At 71.8% G+C, this 17,608-nt stretch carries 16 protein-coding genes; 11 read left to right on the forward strand and 5 right to left on the reverse strand.

Going from position 1 to position 17,608, the window contains the following annotated elements; genetic code table 11:
* Window positions 1-101 precede the first annotated feature (101 nt).
* The 4 genes from BT98_RS0111230 to ccmI are packed head-to-tail and all read left to right on the forward strand — an operon-like array spanning window position 102 to window position 4,034.
* Window positions 102-2,072, forward strand: a complete 1,971-nt coding sequence (locus BT98_RS0111230) for a heme lyase CcmF/NrfE family subunit (RefSeq protein ID WP_027297215.1) — start codon at window positions 102-104, stop codon at window positions 2,070-2,072.
* The gene (locus BT98_RS24090) at window positions 2,069-2,737 is read left to right on the forward strand and encodes a DsbE family thiol:disulfide interchange protein (RefSeq protein ID WP_019462118.1); all 669 of its coding nucleotides are present in this window, start codon (window positions 2,069-2,071) and stop codon (window positions 2,735-2,737) included. Before BT98_RS0111230 ends, BT98_RS24090 begins: the two co-directional genes overlap by 4 nt.
* Window positions 2,734-3,246: a cytochrome c-type biogenesis protein gene (locus BT98_RS24095; protein ID WP_019462117.1), complete on the forward strand. Its 513-nt coding sequence runs from the start codon at window positions 2,734-2,736 to the stop codon at window positions 3,244-3,246. Before BT98_RS24090 ends, BT98_RS24095 begins: the two co-directional genes overlap by 4 nt.
* Entirely contained in the window at window positions 3,243-4,034 is a 792-nt protein-coding gene (ccmI, locus tag BT98_RS0111245; protein WP_019462116.1) for a c-type cytochrome biogenesis protein CcmI, read from the forward strand. The genes BT98_RS24095 and ccmI overlap by 4 nt, the downstream gene beginning before the upstream one ends.
* A gap of 362 nt (window positions 4,035-4,396) precedes the next feature.
* On the opposite strand, the gene hemW is transcribed toward ccmI, so the two are convergent.
* Window positions 4,397-5,560: a radical SAM family heme chaperone HemW gene (gene hemW, locus BT98_RS0111250; protein ID WP_037250582.1), complete on the reverse strand. Its 1,164-nt coding sequence runs from the start codon at window positions 5,558-5,560 to the stop codon at window positions 4,397-4,399.
* 159 nt (window positions 5,561-5,719) lie between these two features.
* Between hemW and BT98_RS0111255 the strand changes: the two genes are divergently transcribed.
* Together BT98_RS0111255 and BT98_RS26120 are read left to right on the forward strand one after the other, a co-directional pair.
* Window positions 5,720-6,232 (forward strand): YbaK/EbsC family protein, encoded by a 513-nt coding sequence (locus tag BT98_RS0111255; protein ID WP_019463404.1) that lies wholly within the window; start codon window positions 5,720-5,722, stop codon window positions 6,230-6,232.
* Between the two features lie 315 nt (window positions 6,233-6,547).
* Window positions 6,548-7,132 carry a septal ring lytic transglycosylase RlpA family protein gene (locus BT98_RS26120; RefSeq protein WP_019463405.1) on the forward strand — a complete coding sequence of 195 codons (585 nt, stop codon included), beginning with the start codon at window positions 6,548-6,550 and terminating at the stop codon, window positions 7,130-7,132.
* 89 nt (window positions 7,133-7,221) lie between these two features.
* Here the strand turns inward: BT98_RS26120 and BT98_RS24105 are convergent, their stop codons facing one another.
* Together BT98_RS24105 and phbB are read right to left on the reverse strand one after the other, a co-directional pair.
* Complete coding sequence (locus tag BT98_RS24105; RefSeq protein WP_051544276.1) at window positions 7,222-7,779, reverse strand: TetR/AcrR family transcriptional regulator; 558 nt, start codon at window positions 7,777-7,779, stop codon at window positions 7,222-7,224.
* A gap of 111 nt (window positions 7,780-7,890) precedes the next feature.
* The gene (gene phbB / locus BT98_RS0111270; protein ID WP_026033563.1) at window positions 7,891-8,613 is read right to left on the reverse strand and encodes an acetoacetyl-CoA reductase; all 723 of its coding nucleotides are present in this window, start codon (window positions 8,611-8,613) and stop codon (window positions 7,891-7,893) included.
* 220 nt (window positions 8,614-8,833) lie between these two features.
* On the opposite strand from phbB, the gene BT98_RS0111275 reads away from it, so the two are divergent.
* The 5 genes from BT98_RS0111275 to fabI all read left to right on the forward strand — a co-directional run bounded on the left by BT98_RS0111275 (window position 8,834) and on the right by fabI (window position 15,075).
* On the forward strand, window positions 8,834-9,205 hold the full coding sequence (locus BT98_RS0111275; protein ID WP_019463109.1) for a hypothetical protein: 372 nt from the start codon (window positions 8,834-8,836) through the stop codon (window positions 9,203-9,205).
* A gap of 111 nt (window positions 9,206-9,316) precedes the next feature.
* Window positions 9,317-11,692: a DUF3141 domain-containing protein gene (locus tag BT98_RS24110; RefSeq protein ID WP_019463108.1), complete on the forward strand. Its 2,376-nt coding sequence runs from the start codon at window positions 9,317-9,319 to the stop codon at window positions 11,690-11,692.
* Window positions 11,693-11,696: 4 nt separating this feature from the next.
* A complete protein-coding gene (locus BT98_RS0111285; RefSeq protein WP_019463107.1) occupies window positions 11,697-13,100 on the forward strand; it encodes a bifunctional enoyl-CoA hydratase/phosphate acetyltransferase in 1,404 nt (467 codons plus the stop codon).
* Complete coding sequence (locus tag BT98_RS0111290) at window positions 13,097-14,299, forward strand: acetate/propionate family kinase (RefSeq protein WP_019463106.1); 1,203 nt, start codon at window positions 13,097-13,099, stop codon at window positions 14,297-14,299. Before BT98_RS0111285 ends, BT98_RS0111290 begins: the two co-directional genes overlap by 4 nt.
* On the forward strand, window positions 14,296-15,075 hold the full coding sequence (gene fabI, locus BT98_RS0111295; protein WP_019463105.1) for an enoyl-ACP reductase FabI: 780 nt from the start codon (window positions 14,296-14,298) through the stop codon (window positions 15,073-15,075). Before BT98_RS0111290 ends, fabI begins: the two co-directional genes overlap by 4 nt.
* A gap of 10 nt (window positions 15,076-15,085) precedes the next feature.
* Here the strand turns inward: fabI and BT98_RS0111300 are convergent, their stop codons facing one another.
* On the reverse strand, window positions 15,086-15,823 hold the full coding sequence (locus BT98_RS0111300) for an ABC transporter ATP-binding protein (protein ID WP_019463104.1): 738 nt from the start codon (window positions 15,821-15,823) through the stop codon (window positions 15,086-15,088).
* Window positions 15,820-17,607 (reverse strand): branched-chain amino acid ABC transporter ATP-binding protein/permease, encoded by a 1,788-nt coding sequence (locus BT98_RS0111305; protein WP_019463103.1) that lies wholly within the window; start codon window positions 17,605-17,607, stop codon window positions 15,820-15,822. Before BT98_RS0111305 ends, BT98_RS0111300 begins: the two co-directional genes overlap by 4 nt.
* Window position 17,608: the final 1 nt, after the last annotated feature.

Genomic DNA, 17,608 nt, shown 5'->3' on the forward strand with positions numbered 1-17,608 from the left:
GCTCCGGTCCCCGGCGGAGAGGGGGTCCGGCGGGAGAGGCAGGGCCTCTCCCCCGGGGGCAGCCACGAAGCGCAACGCCAGAGCCCCGGCCAGGGAGAGCCATGACCGCCGAACTCGGACACTTCGCCCTGGCGCTGGCCTGCGCCATCGCGCTGGCGCAGTCGGTGCTGCCGCTCTGGGGCGCGCAGCGGGGGGAGGCGCGGCTGATCGCCGCCGCGCCGGGCCTGGCGCTGTCGGGGCTGCTGGCGGTGGCCGCCGCCTTTGGCGCACTGCTCTGGTGCTTCGCCAGCAACGACACCTCGGTGCTGGCGGTGGTGCAGAACAGCCATTCGGCCAAGCCGATGCTCTACAAGCTCTCCGGCGCCTGGGGGAACCACGAGGGTTCCATGGTGCTCTGGGTGCTGATCCTGGGCCTCTGCTCCGGCGCCGTGGCGCTGTTCGGCGGCAGCCTGCCGGGGGCGCTGCGGGCCAGGGTGCTGGCGGTGCTGGGCATGGTCAGCGCCGGCTTCCTGCTGTTCATCCTGGCCACCTCCAACCCCTTCACCCGGGTCTGGCCGGCGCCGATGGACGGGCAGGGGCTGAACCCGGTGCTGCAGGACCCCGGCCTCGCCTTCCATCCGCCGATCCTCTACGCGGGCTATGTCGGCTTCGCCGTCACCTTCGCCTTCGCCGTGGCGGCGCTGATCGAGGGGCGGGTGGATGCCGCCTGGGGGCGCTGGGTGCGTCCCTGGGCGCTGGCGGCCTGGAGCTTCCTGACGCTCGGCATCGCGCTGGGCTCCTGGTGGGCCTACTACACGCTGGGCTGGGGCGGGTTCTGGTTCTGGGACCCGGTGGAGAACGCCTCGCTGCTGCCCTGGCTGGCCGGAACCGCCCTGCTGCACACCGCCGTGGTGGTGGAGAAGCGCGAGGCGCTGAAGATCTGGGCCGTGCTGCTGGCGATCCTGGGCTTCGGCATGTCGCTGCTGGGCACCTTCCTGGTGCGCTCGGGCGTGCTGAACAGCGTGCATGCCTTCGCCAGCGACCCGCAGCGCGGCATCTTCATCCTGGTGCTGCTGGCGCTCTATCTCGGCGGGGCGCTGGCGCTCTTCGCCTTCCGCGCCCCGGCCATGGCGCCCGCCGGGCGCTTCGCGCCGTTGTCGCGGGAGGGGGCGCTGGTGCTGAACAACCTGCTGCTCTGCTCGATCACCGCGGTGGTGCTGGTCGGCACGCTCTATCCGATGTTCGCCGACCTCGTGCTGCACGCGAAGATCTCGGTCGGCCCGCCCTTCTTCAACACCGCCCTGCTGCCGCTGGTGGTGCCGCTGGTGGCGGCCACTGCCGCCGGACCGGTGCTGGCCTGGAAGCGGGCGCGGCTCTGGCCGGTGGTGGAGCGCCTCTGGTGGGCGGCGCTCTGTGCCCTGGGGGCCTTCCTGGTGACGCTCTGGATCGCGGGGGAGCGGATCGGCCCGGCGATCGGCTTCGCCGGTGCCGCCTGGCTGGTGCTGGGCGCCTGTGCCGACCTCGCCGGGCGCGTCGGGCTTTTCTCCCGCCCCGGCGGAGCGCTGGCCCGGGCCGCGCGCCTGCCGCGCGCCGCCTGGGGCGCCGCGCTGGCCCATGCCGGGCTGGGCGTGACGCTGGCCGGGCTGGCGGGGATGGGGCTGGCCACCGACAAGCTGGTGGCGCTGAAGCCCGGCGGCTCCACGGATTTCGCCGGCTATGAATGGAGGCTCGACGCGCTGCGCGACGTGACCGGCCCGAACTGGACGGCGCGGGAGGCACGGCTGGAGGTGCTGCGCGACGGCAAGGCGGTCACCGTCCTGACGCCGCAGCGCCGCTTCTTTCCGCTGGCCCAGACCACAACCGGGGAGGCCGCGATCCGCACCAATGCGGTGACCGACCTTTATGCCGTGATGGGGGAGGAGGGCATGGGCCGGGTGGTGCTGCGCCTGCACCACAACACGCTGGCGCCCTGGATCTGGTTCGGGGCGGTGGTGATGGCGCTGGGCGGCGGGCTGTCGCTTTCCGATCGGCGCGCCCGCGTCGCCGCGCCTGCCCGGAAGCCTGTCGCGGCGGAGAAGGAGGCCATCGCATGAGCGGGCAGGCGGGTGGACCCGATGCGGGCGGGGCATGTTTCACGGGAAGCACGCCTGCCGGGGCCGCGCGGCAGGCCGGCACGCCTCCAGCCGGGAAGCGCCCGAACTGGGGTCGCCGTGCCCTGCTGGCCGTGCCGCTCGGCGTCACGGCGGCGGCGGGGCTGGGCTTCTGGGGGATGCTGCGGGGGCTGCGGGACGGCTCCTATGACCCGACCGGCGTGCCCTCCGCCCTGATCGGCAGGCCGGTGCCCGCCATGCCGCTCGGGACGGTGGAGGGGCTGGGCGACATCCCGCCGCTGGACGTGGCCAGCCTGCGCGGCATGGAGCGGCCGGTGCTGGTGAATTTCTGGGCCTCCTGGTGCGTGCCCTGCACCATCGAGCATCCGCAGCTCATGCAGCTCGCCCGCGACGGGGTGCCCGTCTATGGCGTCAGCTACAAGGACAAGGCGCCGGAGGCCCGCGCCTTCCTGGAGCGGCGCGGCAACCCCTTTGCCCGGCTCGGCGCCGATGCCACGGGGCGGGTGGGGATCGAATGGGGCGTCTATGGCGTGCCCGAGACCTATTTCGTGGACCGGCAGGGCATCATCCGCTGGCGCTGGGCCGGGCCGGTGACGCCGGAGGTGGTGGAGCAGGACCTCCGGCCGCTGCTGCGGCGCTACGCATGATCCGGCGGCTTCTTCCCGCCCTGCCGCTGCTGGCGCTGCTGCTGTTCCCCGCCGCTTTGTCACCCGCCTGGGCCATCGACCGGCCGGAGGACCTGCTGCCCGACCCGGCGCAGGAGGAACGCGCGCGCGAGATCGGGCGCGAGCTGCGCTGCATGGTCTGCCAGAACCAGTCCATCGAGGACAGCGACGCCGACCTCGCCCACCAGCTCCGCCACATCGTGCGGGAGCAGGTCGCGGCGGGGCGCAGCGACGAGGATATCGTGCGCTTCCTGCACGACCGGTATGGCGATTTCGTGCTGCTCCGCCCGCCTGTGAACGGCGCCACCCTCCTGCTCTGGGCCACGCCCGCCCTGGCGCTGATGCTGGGGGTGGGCACGGTGCTGCTGCTGCGCCGCCGCCGGCCCGCGACCCTGCCGCAACTGAGCGAGGCGGAACGGCGGCGCCTCGCCGAGATCGAGGGCGAGGCGCAGGCCGGCAGGCCGGCCCCCCGCGAAGGAGGCGCCGCATGAGCTGGACCCTTTACGGCATCGCCGCGCTGCTCTGCCTGTCGCCCTTCCTCGTGACCCTCTGGCGCCCCGCCGCGCCGCGCGGCCGGCGCGAGGCCGATCTCGCCCTCTACCAGGCCCAGCGCGCCGAGCTGGATGGCCAGCTCGCGGAAGGGAGGCTCGACCAGGGCAGCCATGCCACCGCCCTGCTGGAGCTGCAGCGCCGCATCCTGGCCGCCCCCGCCGAGGCCGCGCCGCGCCCGGGTTCCGGCCAGGCCACGCTCTGGGCCGCGCTCTTCCTGATCCCGGCCCTGGGGCTCGGCCTCTATCTCTGGCATGGCAAGCCGGGCCTGCCCTCCGCCACCCTCGCCGAGCGCAGCGAGGCCAATGCGCGCGAGGAGGCGCTGCTCGCGCAGCTCCGCGCCCGCGTGGAATCGCTGGACCCCGCCGGCCCCGCCGCCCGCCAGGGCTGGCTGCTGCTCGGCAATGCCGAACGGTCCCGCGGCCATCTGCCGGAGGCCGTGGGGGCCTGGCAGAAGGCCCTGGCGGCGCGCTTCGACCCCGATCTCGCCGGGGATACGGCGGAGCTGCTGGCCGAACTCGACCGCCCGGCGGAGGCCGGTGCCCTGGTGCAGCGCGCCCTGGCGGAGCGGCCGGCCGATGTGCGGCTGCGCTACCTCGCCGGCGCCCTGGCCCTGCGCCAGGGCCGCACGGCGGAAGGCAAGGCCATCTGGCAGGCCCTGCTCGATTCCGGCCCGCCCGATGCGCCCTGGCGTGCGCCTCTGGCGGAACAGCTCCAGCGCCTGCCCTGATCGGGGGGCTTCGTGGCGGGCCGCCGGGGGAGAGGCGCTGCCTCTCGCCCCGGACCCCCTCTCCGCCGGGGAGATAGTATCTCCCCGGACCCCGCCTTTCGTTGGCGCTCGCAGTTGCCGTCAGCCTGCGGGCTGATGGAAAGGCGGGACGCCCGGGGAAAAAGAAAGACACCTTGTCCGCGCTGGTGGCACCGGCCGTCGCCGGAGAGCATGGCTCTCCGGCATGATCCGGCGTCAGCGGGAGCCAACGCATCGGGTCCAGGGCCCGCAGGGTCCTGGCGGATGGGGGGTACGGGGGCGAAGGCGGAGCCTTCCCCCCGGGCCAAGGGGCGCAAGGCCGGTCTCGGCCGCGAGAAAGCGCCTCAGCGCAGCAGGGCGGGCAGCATCGCGTCCAGGCGCAGGCGGCCCTCGGTGGTGGCGACCAGCCGCCCCTCGGGCGACCAGCGGAGGTAGTCCTCCTCCAGGCAGGCTTGCAGCACCGCCGGCTCCACCAGATCGGCGAAGGGCCGGCCGCTGCGGCGCTCGACACGGGCGGGGTCGATGCCCTCGGCGAGGCGCAGCCCCATCAGCAGCGCCTCGCGCCCGCGCTCTTCCGGCGCCAGGGCCATTTCCTCCACCCGGGCATGGCCCTCGCGCTCGACCAGGGAGAGCCAGGATTCCGGCGCGCGGTGGCGGCGGGCGGCGAGGAGCGCGCCGCCGAGTTCCAGCCGCTGATGCGCCCCGGCACCGATGCCGAGATAGTCGCCATAGCGCCAGTAGGCGAGGTTGTGCCGGCTCTCCGCGCCCGGCCTGGCGTAGTTCGAGACCTCGTAGGGCAGCAGGCCGAAGCGCGCGGCCTCCTCCGCCGTGGCGGTGTACATCGCCGCCGCATCGTCATCCGCCGGCAGGGCGAAGGCGCCGCGGGCATGTTCCGTGGCGAAGCGCGTGCCGGGCTCGATGGTGAGCTGGTAGAGCGAGAGATGGTCGGCGGCCAGCGCCAGGGCGCGGCGCAGCTCGGCACGCCAGGAATCCTCGGACTGGCCGGGACGGGCATAGATCAGGTCGAAGCTCAGGCGCGGAAAGGTGGCGCGGGCCTGTTCCAGCGCCGCCACCGCCTCGCCGGCCGAATGCTGGCGGCCCAGGAAGCGGAGGGATTCCTCCTCCAGCGACTGCACGCCCAGGGACAGGCGGTTCACCCCGGCCTCACGGAAGGCGCGGAGCTTGGCGGCCTCCACCGAGGTCGGGTTGGCCTCCAGCGTCACCTCCAGATCCGGGGGCGCGTCGAAGAGGCGGCGGGCATCCTCCAGGATTCTCGCCACCAGCTCGGGCGGCATCAGCGAGGGCGTGCCGCCGCCGAAGAAGACCGAGAGCAGCCGCCGCCGCCCGCTGCGCGCGGCCTCGGCCGACAGTTCCGCCCGCAGGGCGCGGCCGAAGCGCGCCGCGTCCACCCGGTCCCGCACATGGGAGTTGAAGTCGCAGTAGGGGCACTTGGCCAAGCAGAAGGGCCAGTGGACATAGAGGGCCAGCGGCTCGGCAGCCGGGGCGATGCCGGGCAGGGGGGCGGGACGGTCGGGGGCGAGGGTCTCGGGCAAGCGGGGCGGGTCCGGAAGTCAGGCAGTCGGCGAGGGCGGGGGTGTCCCGCACCGGCGCAAGATGGTCTATCCAGCCCGGCACTGCGACAGGCGATGACGGGAAAGATGGCAGGCATGAGCCAGCGGGACAGCCGGGACGGGCAGGCGGAAGCGGGCGGCTCGGTGGAGCGGGTGCGGCAGGCGTTGCTCGCCGCCGGGCATCCGGACACCATCCGCGGCTTTCCCGAGGGCACGCGCAGCGCCGCCGAGGCTGCCGCGGCGGTGGGCTGCGACGTGGCGCAGATCGCCAAGTCCATCGTCTTCCGCGCCGGGGACCGGCCGGTTCTGGTGATCGCCTCCGGCGCCAACCGGGTCGATCCGGCGAAGGTCGAGGCCGCGACCGGGCTGCGCGTCGAGCCGGCCAAGGGGCGCTGGGTGCGGGAGGTGACGGGCTTCGCCATCGGCGGCGTTTCCCCGGTCGGCCATCTGACCCCGCCGCTGGTGCTGCTGGACGACGACCTGTTCCGCCTGCCGCGCCTCTGGGCCGCCGCCGGCAGCCCCAGCCATGTCTTCGAGACCGAGGCCGGGGCGCTGCTGCGGCTGAGCGGTGGGCAACGGGCCGCGATCCGGGAGGAGACGCCCGCCTGACCGGCGGCTCCGCGCCCGGCCCGGTGGTGGCGGAAGGCGCGGAACGCTTGTCCGATTCCCCCGGGCCAGAGGCGCGCCGGCCTTCCCGGCCACAGGCCGGACCGTGGGCCGACTCGGCCCGTGCATCACGGCGCCGCGCGTGGCCATCCCCGCTGCGCGGACCTGCCCCCCGGATTGTGCCGTCGCCATGGCCAAAGCGTTGCGGGGGCGCCACTATCACTGCGCTCCCAAAGGCTTGAAGCGGAAACTTCGCGCAACGAATCACCCGATTGGCCGCGCCATCCGCTATAATCGGTGAGTTGGAGGTCGAACCCCATGCTGGCGACGTGGAATCGGGCGTTTCTGGGTCTGTGTCTCGGAACGCTGGCGCTCGGGACCGCGGTCCTGACGGACGCGCCCGGGGTTTTCGCGGCCTCGCCCGCCGCCCTGGCGGGCAGCGACGGCTCGGTGGTGGAGCTCACGCGTCCCGGCATCCGCCCCCCCATGGGCAACCCGGGCGAGGACCGTACCGGCGAGCTGCGGCAGGGCACCGCCGGCCTGATCACCTTCCGCATCGCCGGGGAGCCGATGGCCAACGGCATGCCCTACGACCCCTCGGACTACATCGCCGCCAGCAGCGTCCTGCCCCTCGGCTCCACGCTGCGGGTCAAGAACCTGGAGAATGGCCGCATCACCATGGTGCAGGTGCGCGACGTGACGCCGCAGGGCAGCGACCGGCTGATCGACCTCAGCAACCAGGGTGCCCGCGCCATCGGCCTCACCACCGCCGGAGCGGCTGTCCAGATCGCGCCGCTCGCCGTGCCGCAGGCCGATGGCAGCATCCGCCTGGGCGCCGGCACGGGCCTCGCCGGCCAACGGGCGGCGCCGGCTCTCAGCGACAGGCCGCGCGAGCCCGGCTGATCGGACAGCCGCGGGCTGGCGGGGATCGCCGCCGGGCCCGCGGGCCGCACCATGGGGGTTGGCCCTGCCCGGGCCCGTCATGCGGTCGTTCAGCCCCGCTCCCCGGTCTTTTCCAGCTGCCGGAACAGGCGGTCGACGCCCTCGTCATCCAGGGGATTGATCCCCAGCAGGCTGCAGAACAGGATTCCCTTTCCGGCGAACCACTTCATCATCGCCTCGTCGGGGTCTTCCGCCTCGGATCGCAGCAGCGCTGTCCGGCATTTCGCGTGTTCCCGCACGGGTGCGAGAAGATGCTGGTCCTCGGCCATCGCGCCGAAGACCGCCAGGGCGATCGAGTGGGGCATCGTCGTCGCCTCGCGGTCACCGGCGATTTCGGCGCTGAGCTCGGGCTGGGGAAGGCCGTCGCCATTCTCCAGGAGGTAGTCCTTCTGGAACGTCTCGATATAGGTGATGTGGTGCTCCAGCAGGGCCTTGATGATCGCTTCCTTTGTCCTGAACTGGTGCATGAGCCCACCCTTGCTGATCCCGGCCTCCCGCGCCACGGCATCGAGCGTCAGTTGCCCGGCGCCGTTGCGCGCCAGGACATGAAGGGCTGCCTCGATGATAGCGACCCTGGAACGATGTGAACGCGTGCGGTTGTCGATCAACCCAGCCTCCTGATTCCACTTCACCTGCCGGATTCCGGATCCTGGCATCCGGAGGAAGGAAGAGTCCCCTCGGCCGCACCGCCGGGCCTGTGTCCCCTGAGCGATTCCGGTTCAGTACATATGCTGTCCACCGTTGATGGACATGGTCGAGCCTGTGATGAACTCGGCATCGTCGGCGGTGAGGAAGCAGACGCCGCGCGCGATGTCGTCGGCCCGGCCCAGCCGGCCGACGGGGATGCGGGCGATGATCTTCTCCAGCACGTCGGGCGGCACCGCGCGCACCATCTCGGTGTCCACATAGCCCGGCGCGATCGCGTTCACCGTGATGTTGAACCGCGCCCCTTCCTGCGCCAGCGCCTTGGTGAAGCCGTGGATGCCCGACTTGGCGGCGGCGTAGTTCACCTGCCCGTACTGGCCCGCCTGGCCGTTGATCGAGCCGATGTTGACGATGCGGCCGAACTTCCGGCCCGACATGTCCTCCCAGACCAGCTTGCACAGGTTGAAGCAGGAGCCGAGGTTCGTGTCGATCACCTCGTCCCACATCCTGCGGTCCATGCGCTTCATGGTGCCGTCGCGCGTGATGCCGGCGTTGTTCACCAGGATCTCGATCGGGCCGTACTTCTCCCGGATCCCGGCCACCGCGGCCTTGCACTGCTCGAAATCGCCGACATCGAAGCGGATGCAGGGAATGCCCGTGCGCTCCGTGAAGGCCTTCGCGGCCTCCTCGTTGCCCGCATAGGAGGCCACCACCGTGCGGCCATGGTCCTTCAGTCTCTCGCTGATGGTTGCCCCGATGCCGCGCTGACCACCGGTGACAAGTGCGACGCGTGCCATGCTCTGGCGCTCCTCACTTTCCTCGAAGCCCGGGCGCATATCACGGGCCCGGCGGCTTTACAAACCGACCAGACGGTTTGTATGGATGCTCCCGCAGCCGCACAGGTCCGCCTGGAAGCGGATTCACGTGGTTAGCCACCGGCGATCCCCCCCCCGGCACGCTCCGCCGGAGATGTTCCCTGGCCCGTGGAGCGTGACCACAGCTTGAAGGAAATCTGAAATGTCCTCGTCTTCTTTCACGGATACCCTGCCGACACCGGGCATGTTTCACGAACTGTTGACACCCGGCTGCAAGGTCATGCTCCAGGCAGCACAGGAAGGGAACCGGGCCATCCATGACGCGATCCGCTGTGAGATGAGGATCGCCATGGACGCGCAGCAGCAGGTCGGCACGGCATTGCAGAAGCTGCATACGAGCCCGGAGGCTGGCCAGCTTCCTCAGATACAGTCCAACATCACGCTGGCGATCCTTCACAGCCTGGAGCTTCGCGCCCGGAACATGCTGGACCTGGCCGAGCGGCTGCAGAACACGGGTATTCGGATGTTGACCATGACCACGGCAGGGGCCTCAGTGCAGCCCACGGAACAGTAGGGCGGAAATCGCCAGGGCCCACTCTCCGGCAGACGGATGTCTGTTCTTGGCCGGAGGGCAGGCTTTTCACGGTGCAGCGTTACCGCAAGCGAGAGAGAAGGGCCCCTTACGATGCGTACCGATCAATCCCCAACGGGTCTGGACCTTCTTCCGGCGCCTTACTCGCTCGCCGTCGACTACGCGGTGGATGCCTGGCAACGCGGCGTGCTGTTCCTGGACGTGCTGCGCCAACGCGGCAACCAGTACCATGAGCACATGGCCCAGCAGGCGCCCAATGTGCTCCGCTACGAGACCGAGCTGTTGCTGGACGGGCACAAGCTGGAACGCCCGGTGAATTACGGTCTGACGCGCGTCCTGCCGCCGGAAGGCGTCGAGATCGACCCGCTGAAGCGCCCCTTCATCGTCTTCGACCCGCGCGCCGGCAACGGGCCCGGCATCGGCGGCTTCAAGGCGGACAGCGAACTCGGCGTGGCGATGCGCGCGGGCCACCCCTGCTACTTCGTCGGCTTCCTGCCCTGGCCGCTGCCGGGCCAGACGATCGAGGACGTGGTCGTCGCCGGGACGCTCTTCGTGGAGCGGGTGGGCGAGCTGCACAGCGGGAGCGACGGCAAGCCGGTGGTGATCGGCAACTGCCAGGCGGGCTGGCAGGTGATGATGGCGGCGGCGATGCGGCCCGAGCTGTTCGGGCCGATCATCATCGCCGGCACGCCGCTCTCCTACTGGGCCGGCGCGCCGGGCGGCAGCCCGATGCGCTATCTGGGCGGGGTGCTGGGCGGAAGCTGGATGACGGCGCTGGCCGGCGATCTCGGCAACGGCATCTTCGACGGCGCCTATCTGGTGCAGAACTTCGAGGCGCTGAACCCCGCCAACACGATCTGGACCAAGCAGTACCACGTCTACGCCAACATCGACACGGAACCGCCGCGCTACCTGGAGTTCGAGCGGTGGTGGGGCAGCCACGTGCTGATGAATGCGGGGGAGATGCAGACGATCGTCGATGACCTCTTCGTCGGCAACAGGCTCTCCACGGCCGAGATCACCACCAGCGACGGCACGGTGATCGACCTGCGCAACATCCGCTCGCCGGTCATCGTCTTCTGCTCCAAGGGCGACAACATCACCCCGCCGCAGCAGGCGCTGGGCTGGATCACCGATCTCTATGGCAGCCTGGAGGAGATCCGCGCCAACGGTCAGACCATCGTCTATGCCGTGCACGAAAGCGTCGGCCATCTGGGGATCTTCGTGTCCGGCTCGGTGGCGCGCAAGGAGCACCAGCAGTTCGCCACCAACATCGACCTGATCGACGTGCTGCCGCCCGGGCTCTACGAGGCGGAGCTGGAGCGGCGGCTGCCGGACGAGCCGGGGGCGGAGCTGGCGCGGACGGACTACATCTCGCGCTTCGCCGGCCGCGACCTGGACGACATCCGCGTGATCGTGGGCGGCGGCGAGGAGGAGGACCGGCGCTTCGCCGCGGTGGCGCAGCTTTCGCGCATCAATCTCGGCCTCTACCGCACCTATGTGCAGCCCGCCGTGCGGGCCGCGAGCAACGAGGCCATGGCGGACTGGCTGCGCCGGATGCATCCGCTGCGCCTCGGCTACGAGATGTTCTCCGACCACAACCCCTTCCTGCGGATGCTGGAGCCGCTGGCGGAGCAGGTGCGGGAGAACCGCCGGCCCGCCGCGCCGGACAATCCCTTCCTGGCGATGCAGCAGCGCTTCTCCGACGAGGTCGTGCGCTCGCTCGACCTGTACCGGGAGATGCGCGACACGGCCTGCGAGCGCTTCTTCGAGGGGTTCTACGGCTCCGCTGCCGTGCAGGCGGCGCTGGGCATGCGCGCCGACAACCGCCCGCCGCGCCGCCGGCCGGGGCTGGAGCCGGAACGCCGGCAACTGGTGCGCCAGCGCGCGGCGGCGCTGCACGATCGCATCGCCGAGGGCGGACTGCCGGAGGCGCTGATCCGCTCCATGCTCTATGTCGGCCTGGCGGAGCGCGCCGCCGACCAGCGCAGCTTCGAGCTGCTGCGGCAGATGCGGCGGGAGAACGGTTCCGGCATGGACCTGCCGACCTTCAAGGCCGTGGTGCGGATGCAGTTCTTCATGCTGCTGCTGGACCCCGAGGAGGCGCTGGCCGCCCTGCCGCGCATGCTTTCCGGCACGCCCGGCGACGTGGTGGAGCAGGCGATGGAGAAGCTGCGCGCGGTGCTGACCGCGGGCGAGCCGCTGTCCAGCCGCGCGGCGGGGCGGCTGGAGACGATCGAGCGGATCTTCCGCACGGCGGCGGGGGAGGGGCGCCATGCCCTGCCCTCGCCCGACGAGACCGCGCGGGCGATCGAGGACAGCACCGGGATCGCGGAGCAGGCACCCGACAAGGACACCGTCGCGGCCTCCCCGGAAAAGGAGCGCCCGGCGGAAAGGCACCCGGAGGGACATCCGGAGGGACACAGGGAAGCGGCCTCCGCGCGGCGGCGGCGCCCCAGAGGGGATTGAGCCCGTGACCGTGGAATCCGCGGCCGGGGGCGGCCCGATCCAGAACCGGCTCTTCGACGAGATCGCCGTCGGCGACAGCGCCAGCCTGACGCGCACGGTCTCGCCGGAGGTGGTCGCGCTCTATGCCGCGGCCTCCGGCGCGCCGAGGCAGGCGGGCAAGCCGGTGGCGCACGGCATGCTGGCCGGGGCGCTGATCGCCAACCTGCTGGGCAACGAGCTGCCCGGCGCGGGCACCGTCTATCTCGGCCAGGAGATGCGCTTCGGCGCGCCGGTCCTGGCCGGCGACACGCTGGTGCTGCGGGTGACGGTGAAGGACAAGCAGCCCGCCCATCGGCTGGTGCTGCTCGACTGCGACTGCCGGCGCGGCGATGGCGAGGTGGTGCTGACCGGCACGGCCACCGTTTCCGCCCCCGCCGAGCGCGCCAGCAGCCCGGGCATGAGCGAGACGCCGGCGCTGATCCTGAAGCGCGCGCGGCACTACGAGGCGCTGATCCGCCGCGTCGCCGGCCATGGCACGCCGATCCCCTGCGCCGTGGCCCATCCTTGCGAGCACACGGCACTCGAGGGGCCGCTGGATGCGGGGCGGGAGGGCATCATCCGCCCGATCCTGGTCGGACCGGTGGCGAAGATCCGCGCCGTGGCGGAGGAGGCGGGGCTCGACCTCGGCGGCGTGGAGATCCAGGACGCGCCGCACAGCCATGCCGCCGCCGCCCAGGCCGTGGCGCTGGTGCGCGGCGGGCAGGCGGCGCTGCTGATGAAGGGCAGCCTGCACACGGACGAGCTGCTGCACGCCGTGCTGGACAAGGAGGCCGGGCTGCGCACCGCCCGCCGGCTCAGCCATGTCTTCATCATGGACGTGCCGACCTATCCGGAGCCGCTCTTCATCACCGATGCCGCGATCAACATCGTGCCGGACCTGAAGACCAAGGCCGACATCGTGCAGAACGTCGCCGACCTGCATCGCGGCCTGGGCCTCGGCGCGCCGCGCGTGGCCATCCTCTCGGCGGTGGAGACGGTGAACCCGGCCATCCCCGGCACGCTGGACGCGGCGGCGCTGTGCAAGATGGCCGATCGCGGCCAGATCACCGGCGCGCTGCTGGACGGGCCGCTGGCCATGGACAATGCCATCAGCATGGAGGCCGCGCGCATCAAGGGCATCCGGTCCGAGGTCGCGGGCCGTGCCCAGGTGCTGGTGGTGCCGGACCTGGAAGCGGGCAACATGCTGGCCAAGAACCTGACCTTCCTGGCCGGGGCGGAGGCCGCGGGCATCGTGCTCGGCGCCCGCGTGCCCATCATCCTGACCAGCCGGGCCGACAGCGTGCGGGCGCGGCTGGCCTCCTGCGCCGTGGCGGCGCTCTATGCCCAGGCCCTGGCCAAGAAGCCCGCCGCGACCGGAGCCCCCGCATGAGCGAGACCGTCCTTGTCCTGAACGCCGGCAGTTCCTCGATCAAGTTCCAGCTCTACGAGATCGGCGAGGGCGAGAGCCTGCGGCGCCGCTTCAAGGGGCAGATGGGCGGCATCGGCAGCGCGGCGCCGCGCCTCCACGCCGTGGACGCGGAAGACCGCGTGCTGGTGGACGAGGCGATGGAGGCCGAGGCCGCCGACACGATGGAGGAAGGCCAGGCGGCGCTGGGCGGCTGGCTGATGGCGCATCTGGGCACCCCGCCCGTCGCCGTCGGGCATCGCGTGGTGCATGGTGGCCCGGATTTCGCCGCGCCCGTGCTGGTGGACGACGCGGTGCTGGCGGCGCTGGAGGCGCTGGTGCCGCTGGCGCCGCTGCACCAGCCCTTCAACCTCGCGCCGATCCGCTCCATCCGCGCGCGGCGGCCGGACCTGCCGCAGGTCGCCTGCTTCGACACCGCCTTCCACCGTGGCCATCCGGAGGTGGCGGAACGCTTCGCCATTCCGGAATCCCTCTACCGGCAGGGCGTGCGGCGCTACGGCTTCCACGGCCTGTCCTACGAATACATCGCCAGGCGCCTGCCGGAGGTGGCGCCGGAGATCGCGCAGGGCCGCGTCGTGGTGGCGCATCTGGGCAACGGCGCTTCCGCCTGCGCCATCGCGGACGGGCGCAGCATGGACAGCACCATGGGCTTCACCGCGCTGGACGGCCTGCCCATGGGCACGCGCCCCGGCAACCTCGATGCCGGGGTCGTCGTCCACCTCGCCTCCCAGGGCATGGATGCGGCGGCGTTGCAGGACTTCCTCTACCATGACTGCGGGCTGAAGGGCCTGTCCGGCTTCAGCAGCGACATGCGGGAGCTGCTGGCGAGCGACGTGCCCTCCGCCCGGCTGGCCATCGACTATTTCTGCTACCACACCGCCAAGGCGATTGCCGCGCTGGCCACCGCCATGGGGGGGATCGACGGCATCGTCTTCACCGCCGGCGTGGGCGAGAACGCGGCCCCGGTGCGCGAGGCGATCCTGCACCACTGCGCCTGGATGGGGGTGGAACCCGACCCCGTCCGCAACGCCGCGCATGGCCCGCTGATCTCCACCGGGGACAGCTGGCTGCGCGCCTATGTCATCCCGACCAACGAGGAACGCATGATCGCCCGCCACACGCTGGACGTGCTGCGGGGCCGCGCCGGGGGAACAGCGGCATGATCCCGCGCGAACGCGTCACGCTGGAAGGCCGGCGCGGCCTCGTCACCGGCATCGCCAATGACAGTTCCATCGCCTGGGGCTGCGCCCGCGCCTTCCGTGGCCTGGGCGCGGAGCTCGCCGTCACCTATCTGAACGACAAGGCGAGGCCGCATGTGGAGCCGCTGGCGCGGGAGCTGGAGGCGCCCATCCTCATGCCGCTGGACCTGGAGCAGCCGGGCCAGCTCGAAGCCGTTTTCGAGCGCATCGGGCGGGACTGGGGGCAGCTCGACTTCCTGCTGCATTCCATCGCCTTCGCCCCCCGCGAGGATCTGCACGGGCGCGTGGTGGACTGCTCGCGCGACGGCTTCCTGCGCGCCATGGACATCTCCTGCTGGTCCTTTCTGCGCATGGCAAAGCTCGCCGAGCCGCTGATGATGCGCGGCGGCGCGCTCTTCTGCATGAGCTACTACGGCTCCCAGCGCGTGGTGGAGCACTACAACATGATGGGGCCGGTGAAGGCCGCGCTGGAAAGCGCCACGCGCTACCTCGCCGCCGAACTCGGGCCCCAGGGTATCCGCGTCCACGCCATCTCGCCCGGCCCGCTCAAGACCCGCGCCGCTTCCGGCATCAACGACTTCGACGAGATGCTGGAACGCGCCCAGAGCACCGCCCCCGCCCGCAGCCTCGTCTCCATCGAGGATGTTGGCCTCGCCACCGCCTATCTCGCCACCGATGCCGCGAAGCTCGTCACCGGGCAGACGCTCTACATCGACGGCGGCTACAACATCATGGGCTGAGGGGCGCCGATCACGCCGCCGCGGCGGCGGAGGCCGAGCGGATGCCGAGATAGGCCTCGACGATGCGCCGGTCGGCCTGGAGCGCGCCCGGGTCGCCTTCCAGCACGACGGAGCCGTTTTCCAGCACGTAGCCGTAATCGGCGATGCGCAGCGCGGCGCGGGCATTCTGTTCCACCAGCAGGATGGAGACGCCGTTGCCGCGCAGGTCGGCGACGCTCTGCAGGATCTCCCGCACCACCAGGGGGGCGAGGCCGAGGCTGGGCTCGTCGAGCATCAGCAGGCGCGGCTCGCCCATCAGGGCGCGGCCCATGGCCAGCATCTGGCGCTCGCCGCCGGACAGCGTGCCGGCCTCCTGCCGCCGCCGCTCCTTCAGGCGCGGAAAGAGGCGGAAGACCTCCTCCAGCATGGGCTCGGCGCTGCCGGAACGGCGCAGGCGGAAGCGGCCGAGGCGGAGGTTGTCCTCCACCGTCATGCTGGTGAAGAGCTCGCGCTTCTCCGGCACGAGGCTGATGCCGTCGCGCACGCGTTCCTCGATGCCCTGCCGGGCGAGGCTGTGCCCGGCGAAGGCGACCTCGCCGCGCGACGGCAACACGCCCATGATGGCGTTCAGCAGCGTGCTCTTGCCCGCGCCGTTCGGGCCCAGGATGGTGACGATGCTGGCCTGCGGCACGGCCAGCGACACGCCGGACACGGCGGGCACGCTGTCATAGGCGACGTGCAGGTCGCGCACCGCGAGAATGGGCGTCATGCCGCGCTGCCCAGATAGGCGTCGATCACCGCCGGGTTGTCCTGGATCTCCCGGGGGCGTCCCTGCGCCAGCTCGGCGCCGAAGCTCATCACCACCAGCCGGTCGGTGAGGTTCATCACGAAATCCATGTCGTGCTCCACCAGCAGGATGGTCATGCCCTCGTCGCGCAGCCCGTCCAGCAGCCGTGCCAGCGCCTCCTTCTCCATGTGGCGCAGCCCGGCGGCGGGTTCGTCGAGGAGGAGGACCACGGGATCGAGGCAGAGCGCGCGGGCGATCTCCACCAGCCGCTGCTGGCCGAGGGAAAGCTCGCTCGCCACCAGGTGCGCGACGGCGCCGAGGCCGACACGCTCGATCTGCCGCCGCGCCTCGGCGAAGATCCGCGCCTCCTCCGCCCCGTCCAGCGCCAGCGCGCCGCGCAGCGCCCCGGCGGCGCCGCGCAGGTGGACGCCGAGCGCCACGTTGTCCAGCACGGTCATGCCGTGCACCAGCTTCACGTGCTGGAAGGTGCGGGCGATGCCGAGCCGCGCGACGCCGCGCGCCGGCAGGCCGCCGATCTCGCGGTCCAGGAAGGCGACGCGGCCGCCCGTCGCGGCCAGCACGCCGGTCAGCAGGTTGAAGGTGGTGCTCTTGCCGGCGCCGTTCGGGCCGATCAGCCCGGTGATCTCCCCGGCGCGCAGGGCGAAGCCGACATCGTTCACCGCCACCAGCCCGCCGAAGACCTTGCGCAGCCCCTCGGCGCGCAGCACCTCCTCGCCCCGGCGCGGCTGCCGCCGCACCGGCAGGGGTCCGGCCTCCGTGGGAAGCGGGACAGGGGCGGGGGCCGAAGCCCGGCGCGCGGCGAGGCGGAAGAGGCGCGCGAAGCGGGGCCAGAGACCGTCCGGCGCGAATTGCAGCAGCAGGATCAGCAGCGCGCCGAAGACGATGGTCTCGAAATTCCCCTGGGCGCCGATGAGCGCGGGCAGCAGCGTCTGCAACTGGTCGCGCAGCAGGGTGACGATGGCGGCGCCCAGCACCGCGCCGCCGATATGCTGCACCCCACCCGTCACGGCCATCAGCAGGTAGTCGATGCTGGTGTTCAGGCCGAAGGGGGAGGGGTTCACCGTGCGCTGGAAATGCGCGTAGAGCCAGCCCGCGAGACCCGCCAGCAGCCCGGCATAGACGAAGGCCAGGATGCGCGCGTTCAGCGTGTTCACGCCGCAGGATTCCGCCGCCATGGCGCCGCCGCGCAGCGCCCGGATGGTGCGCCCGGCGCGGGAGCGCAGCAGGTTGCGGGTCAGCAGCATGGCCGCCGCCAGGAAGAGCAGCACCAGCAGCGCGAAATGCCGCGCCTCGATCAGCGGGACGCCAAACAGGGAGACCGGCGGGATGCCGCTGATGCCGTCATAGCGGTGGAAGAGGTCGAGATTGCCGATCAGGTAGAAGAAGGAGACGTTCCAGGCGATGGTCGCGACGGCGAGGTAATGGCCCCGCAGCCGCAGCGTGATCGCGCCGATCCCCCAGGCCAGCAGCCCGGCCGCCAGCACCGAGAGCGGCAGGGTGAGCCAGGGCGAGACGCCGTGTTCCGTGGTCAGGATCGCGGTGGTGTAGGCGCCGATGCCGACGAACATCGCCTGGCCGAAGGAGATCAGCCCGCCGATGCCGGACAGCACGACGAGGCCCAGCACGGTGAGCGAGGCGATGCCGATATAGCCTGCCAGCACCGCCCAGAAGCCCGGCAGGCCGGGCCAGAGCAGCAGCGCGGCGGCGAGCAGCAGGGCGGCGAGGGGAAGGAGGCGCGAGGCCATG

The organism is Roseomonas mucosa ATCC BAA-692 (assembly GCF_000622225.1).
GTDB lineage: Bacteria > Pseudomonadota > Alphaproteobacteria > Acetobacterales > Acetobacteraceae > Roseomonas > Roseomonas mucosa.

What these genes read in the sequence shown, in the direction of transcription:
- BT98_RS24090 (WP_019462118.1), top strand. Translation starts at nt 2,069, where the DNA reads ATGAGCGGGCAGGCGGGTGGACCCGATGCGGGCGGGGCATGTTTCACG.
- fabI (WP_019463105.1), top strand. Translation starts at nt 14,296, where the DNA reads ATGATCCCGCGCGAACGCGTCACGCTGGAAGGCCGGCGCGGCCTCGTC.
- BT98_RS0111255 (WP_019463404.1), top strand. Translation starts at nt 5,720, where the DNA reads ATGAGCCAGCGGGACAGCCGGGACGGGCAGGCGGAAGCGGGCGGCTCG.
- ccmI (WP_019462116.1), top strand. Translation starts at nt 3,243, where the DNA reads ATGAGCTGGACCCTTTACGGCATCGCCGCGCTGCTCTGCCTGTCGCCC.
- phbB (WP_026033563.1), bottom strand. Translation starts at nt 8,613, where the DNA reads ATGGCACGCGTCGCACTTGTCACCGGTGGTCAGCGCGGCATCGGGGCA.
- BT98_RS24110 (WP_019463108.1), top strand. Translation starts at nt 9,317, where the DNA reads ATGCGTACCGATCAATCCCCAACGGGTCTGGACCTTCTTCCGGCGCCT.
- BT98_RS0111230 (WP_027297215.1), top strand. Translation starts at nt 102, where the DNA reads ATGACCGCCGAACTCGGACACTTCGCCCTGGCGCTGGCCTGCGCCATC.
- BT98_RS0111300 (WP_019463104.1), bottom strand. Translation starts at nt 15,823, where the DNA reads ATGACGCCCATTCTCGCGGTGCGCGACCTGCACGTCGCCTATGACAGC.
- BT98_RS0111290 (WP_019463106.1), top strand. Translation starts at nt 13,097, where the DNA reads ATGAGCGAGACCGTCCTTGTCCTGAACGCCGGCAGTTCCTCGATCAAG.
- BT98_RS0111275 (WP_019463109.1), top strand. Translation starts at nt 8,834, where the DNA reads ATGTCCTCGTCTTCTTTCACGGATACCCTGCCGACACCGGGCATGTTT.
- BT98_RS24095 (WP_019462117.1), top strand. Translation starts at nt 2,734, where the DNA reads ATGATCCGGCGGCTTCTTCCCGCCCTGCCGCTGCTGGCGCTGCTGCTG.
- BT98_RS26120 (WP_019463405.1), top strand. Translation starts at nt 6,548, where the DNA reads ATGCTGGCGACGTGGAATCGGGCGTTTCTGGGTCTGTGTCTCGGAACG.
- BT98_RS0111305 (WP_019463103.1), bottom strand. Translation starts at nt 17,607, where the DNA reads ATGGCCTCGCGCCTCCTTCCCCTCGCCGCCCTGCTGCTCGCCGCCGCG.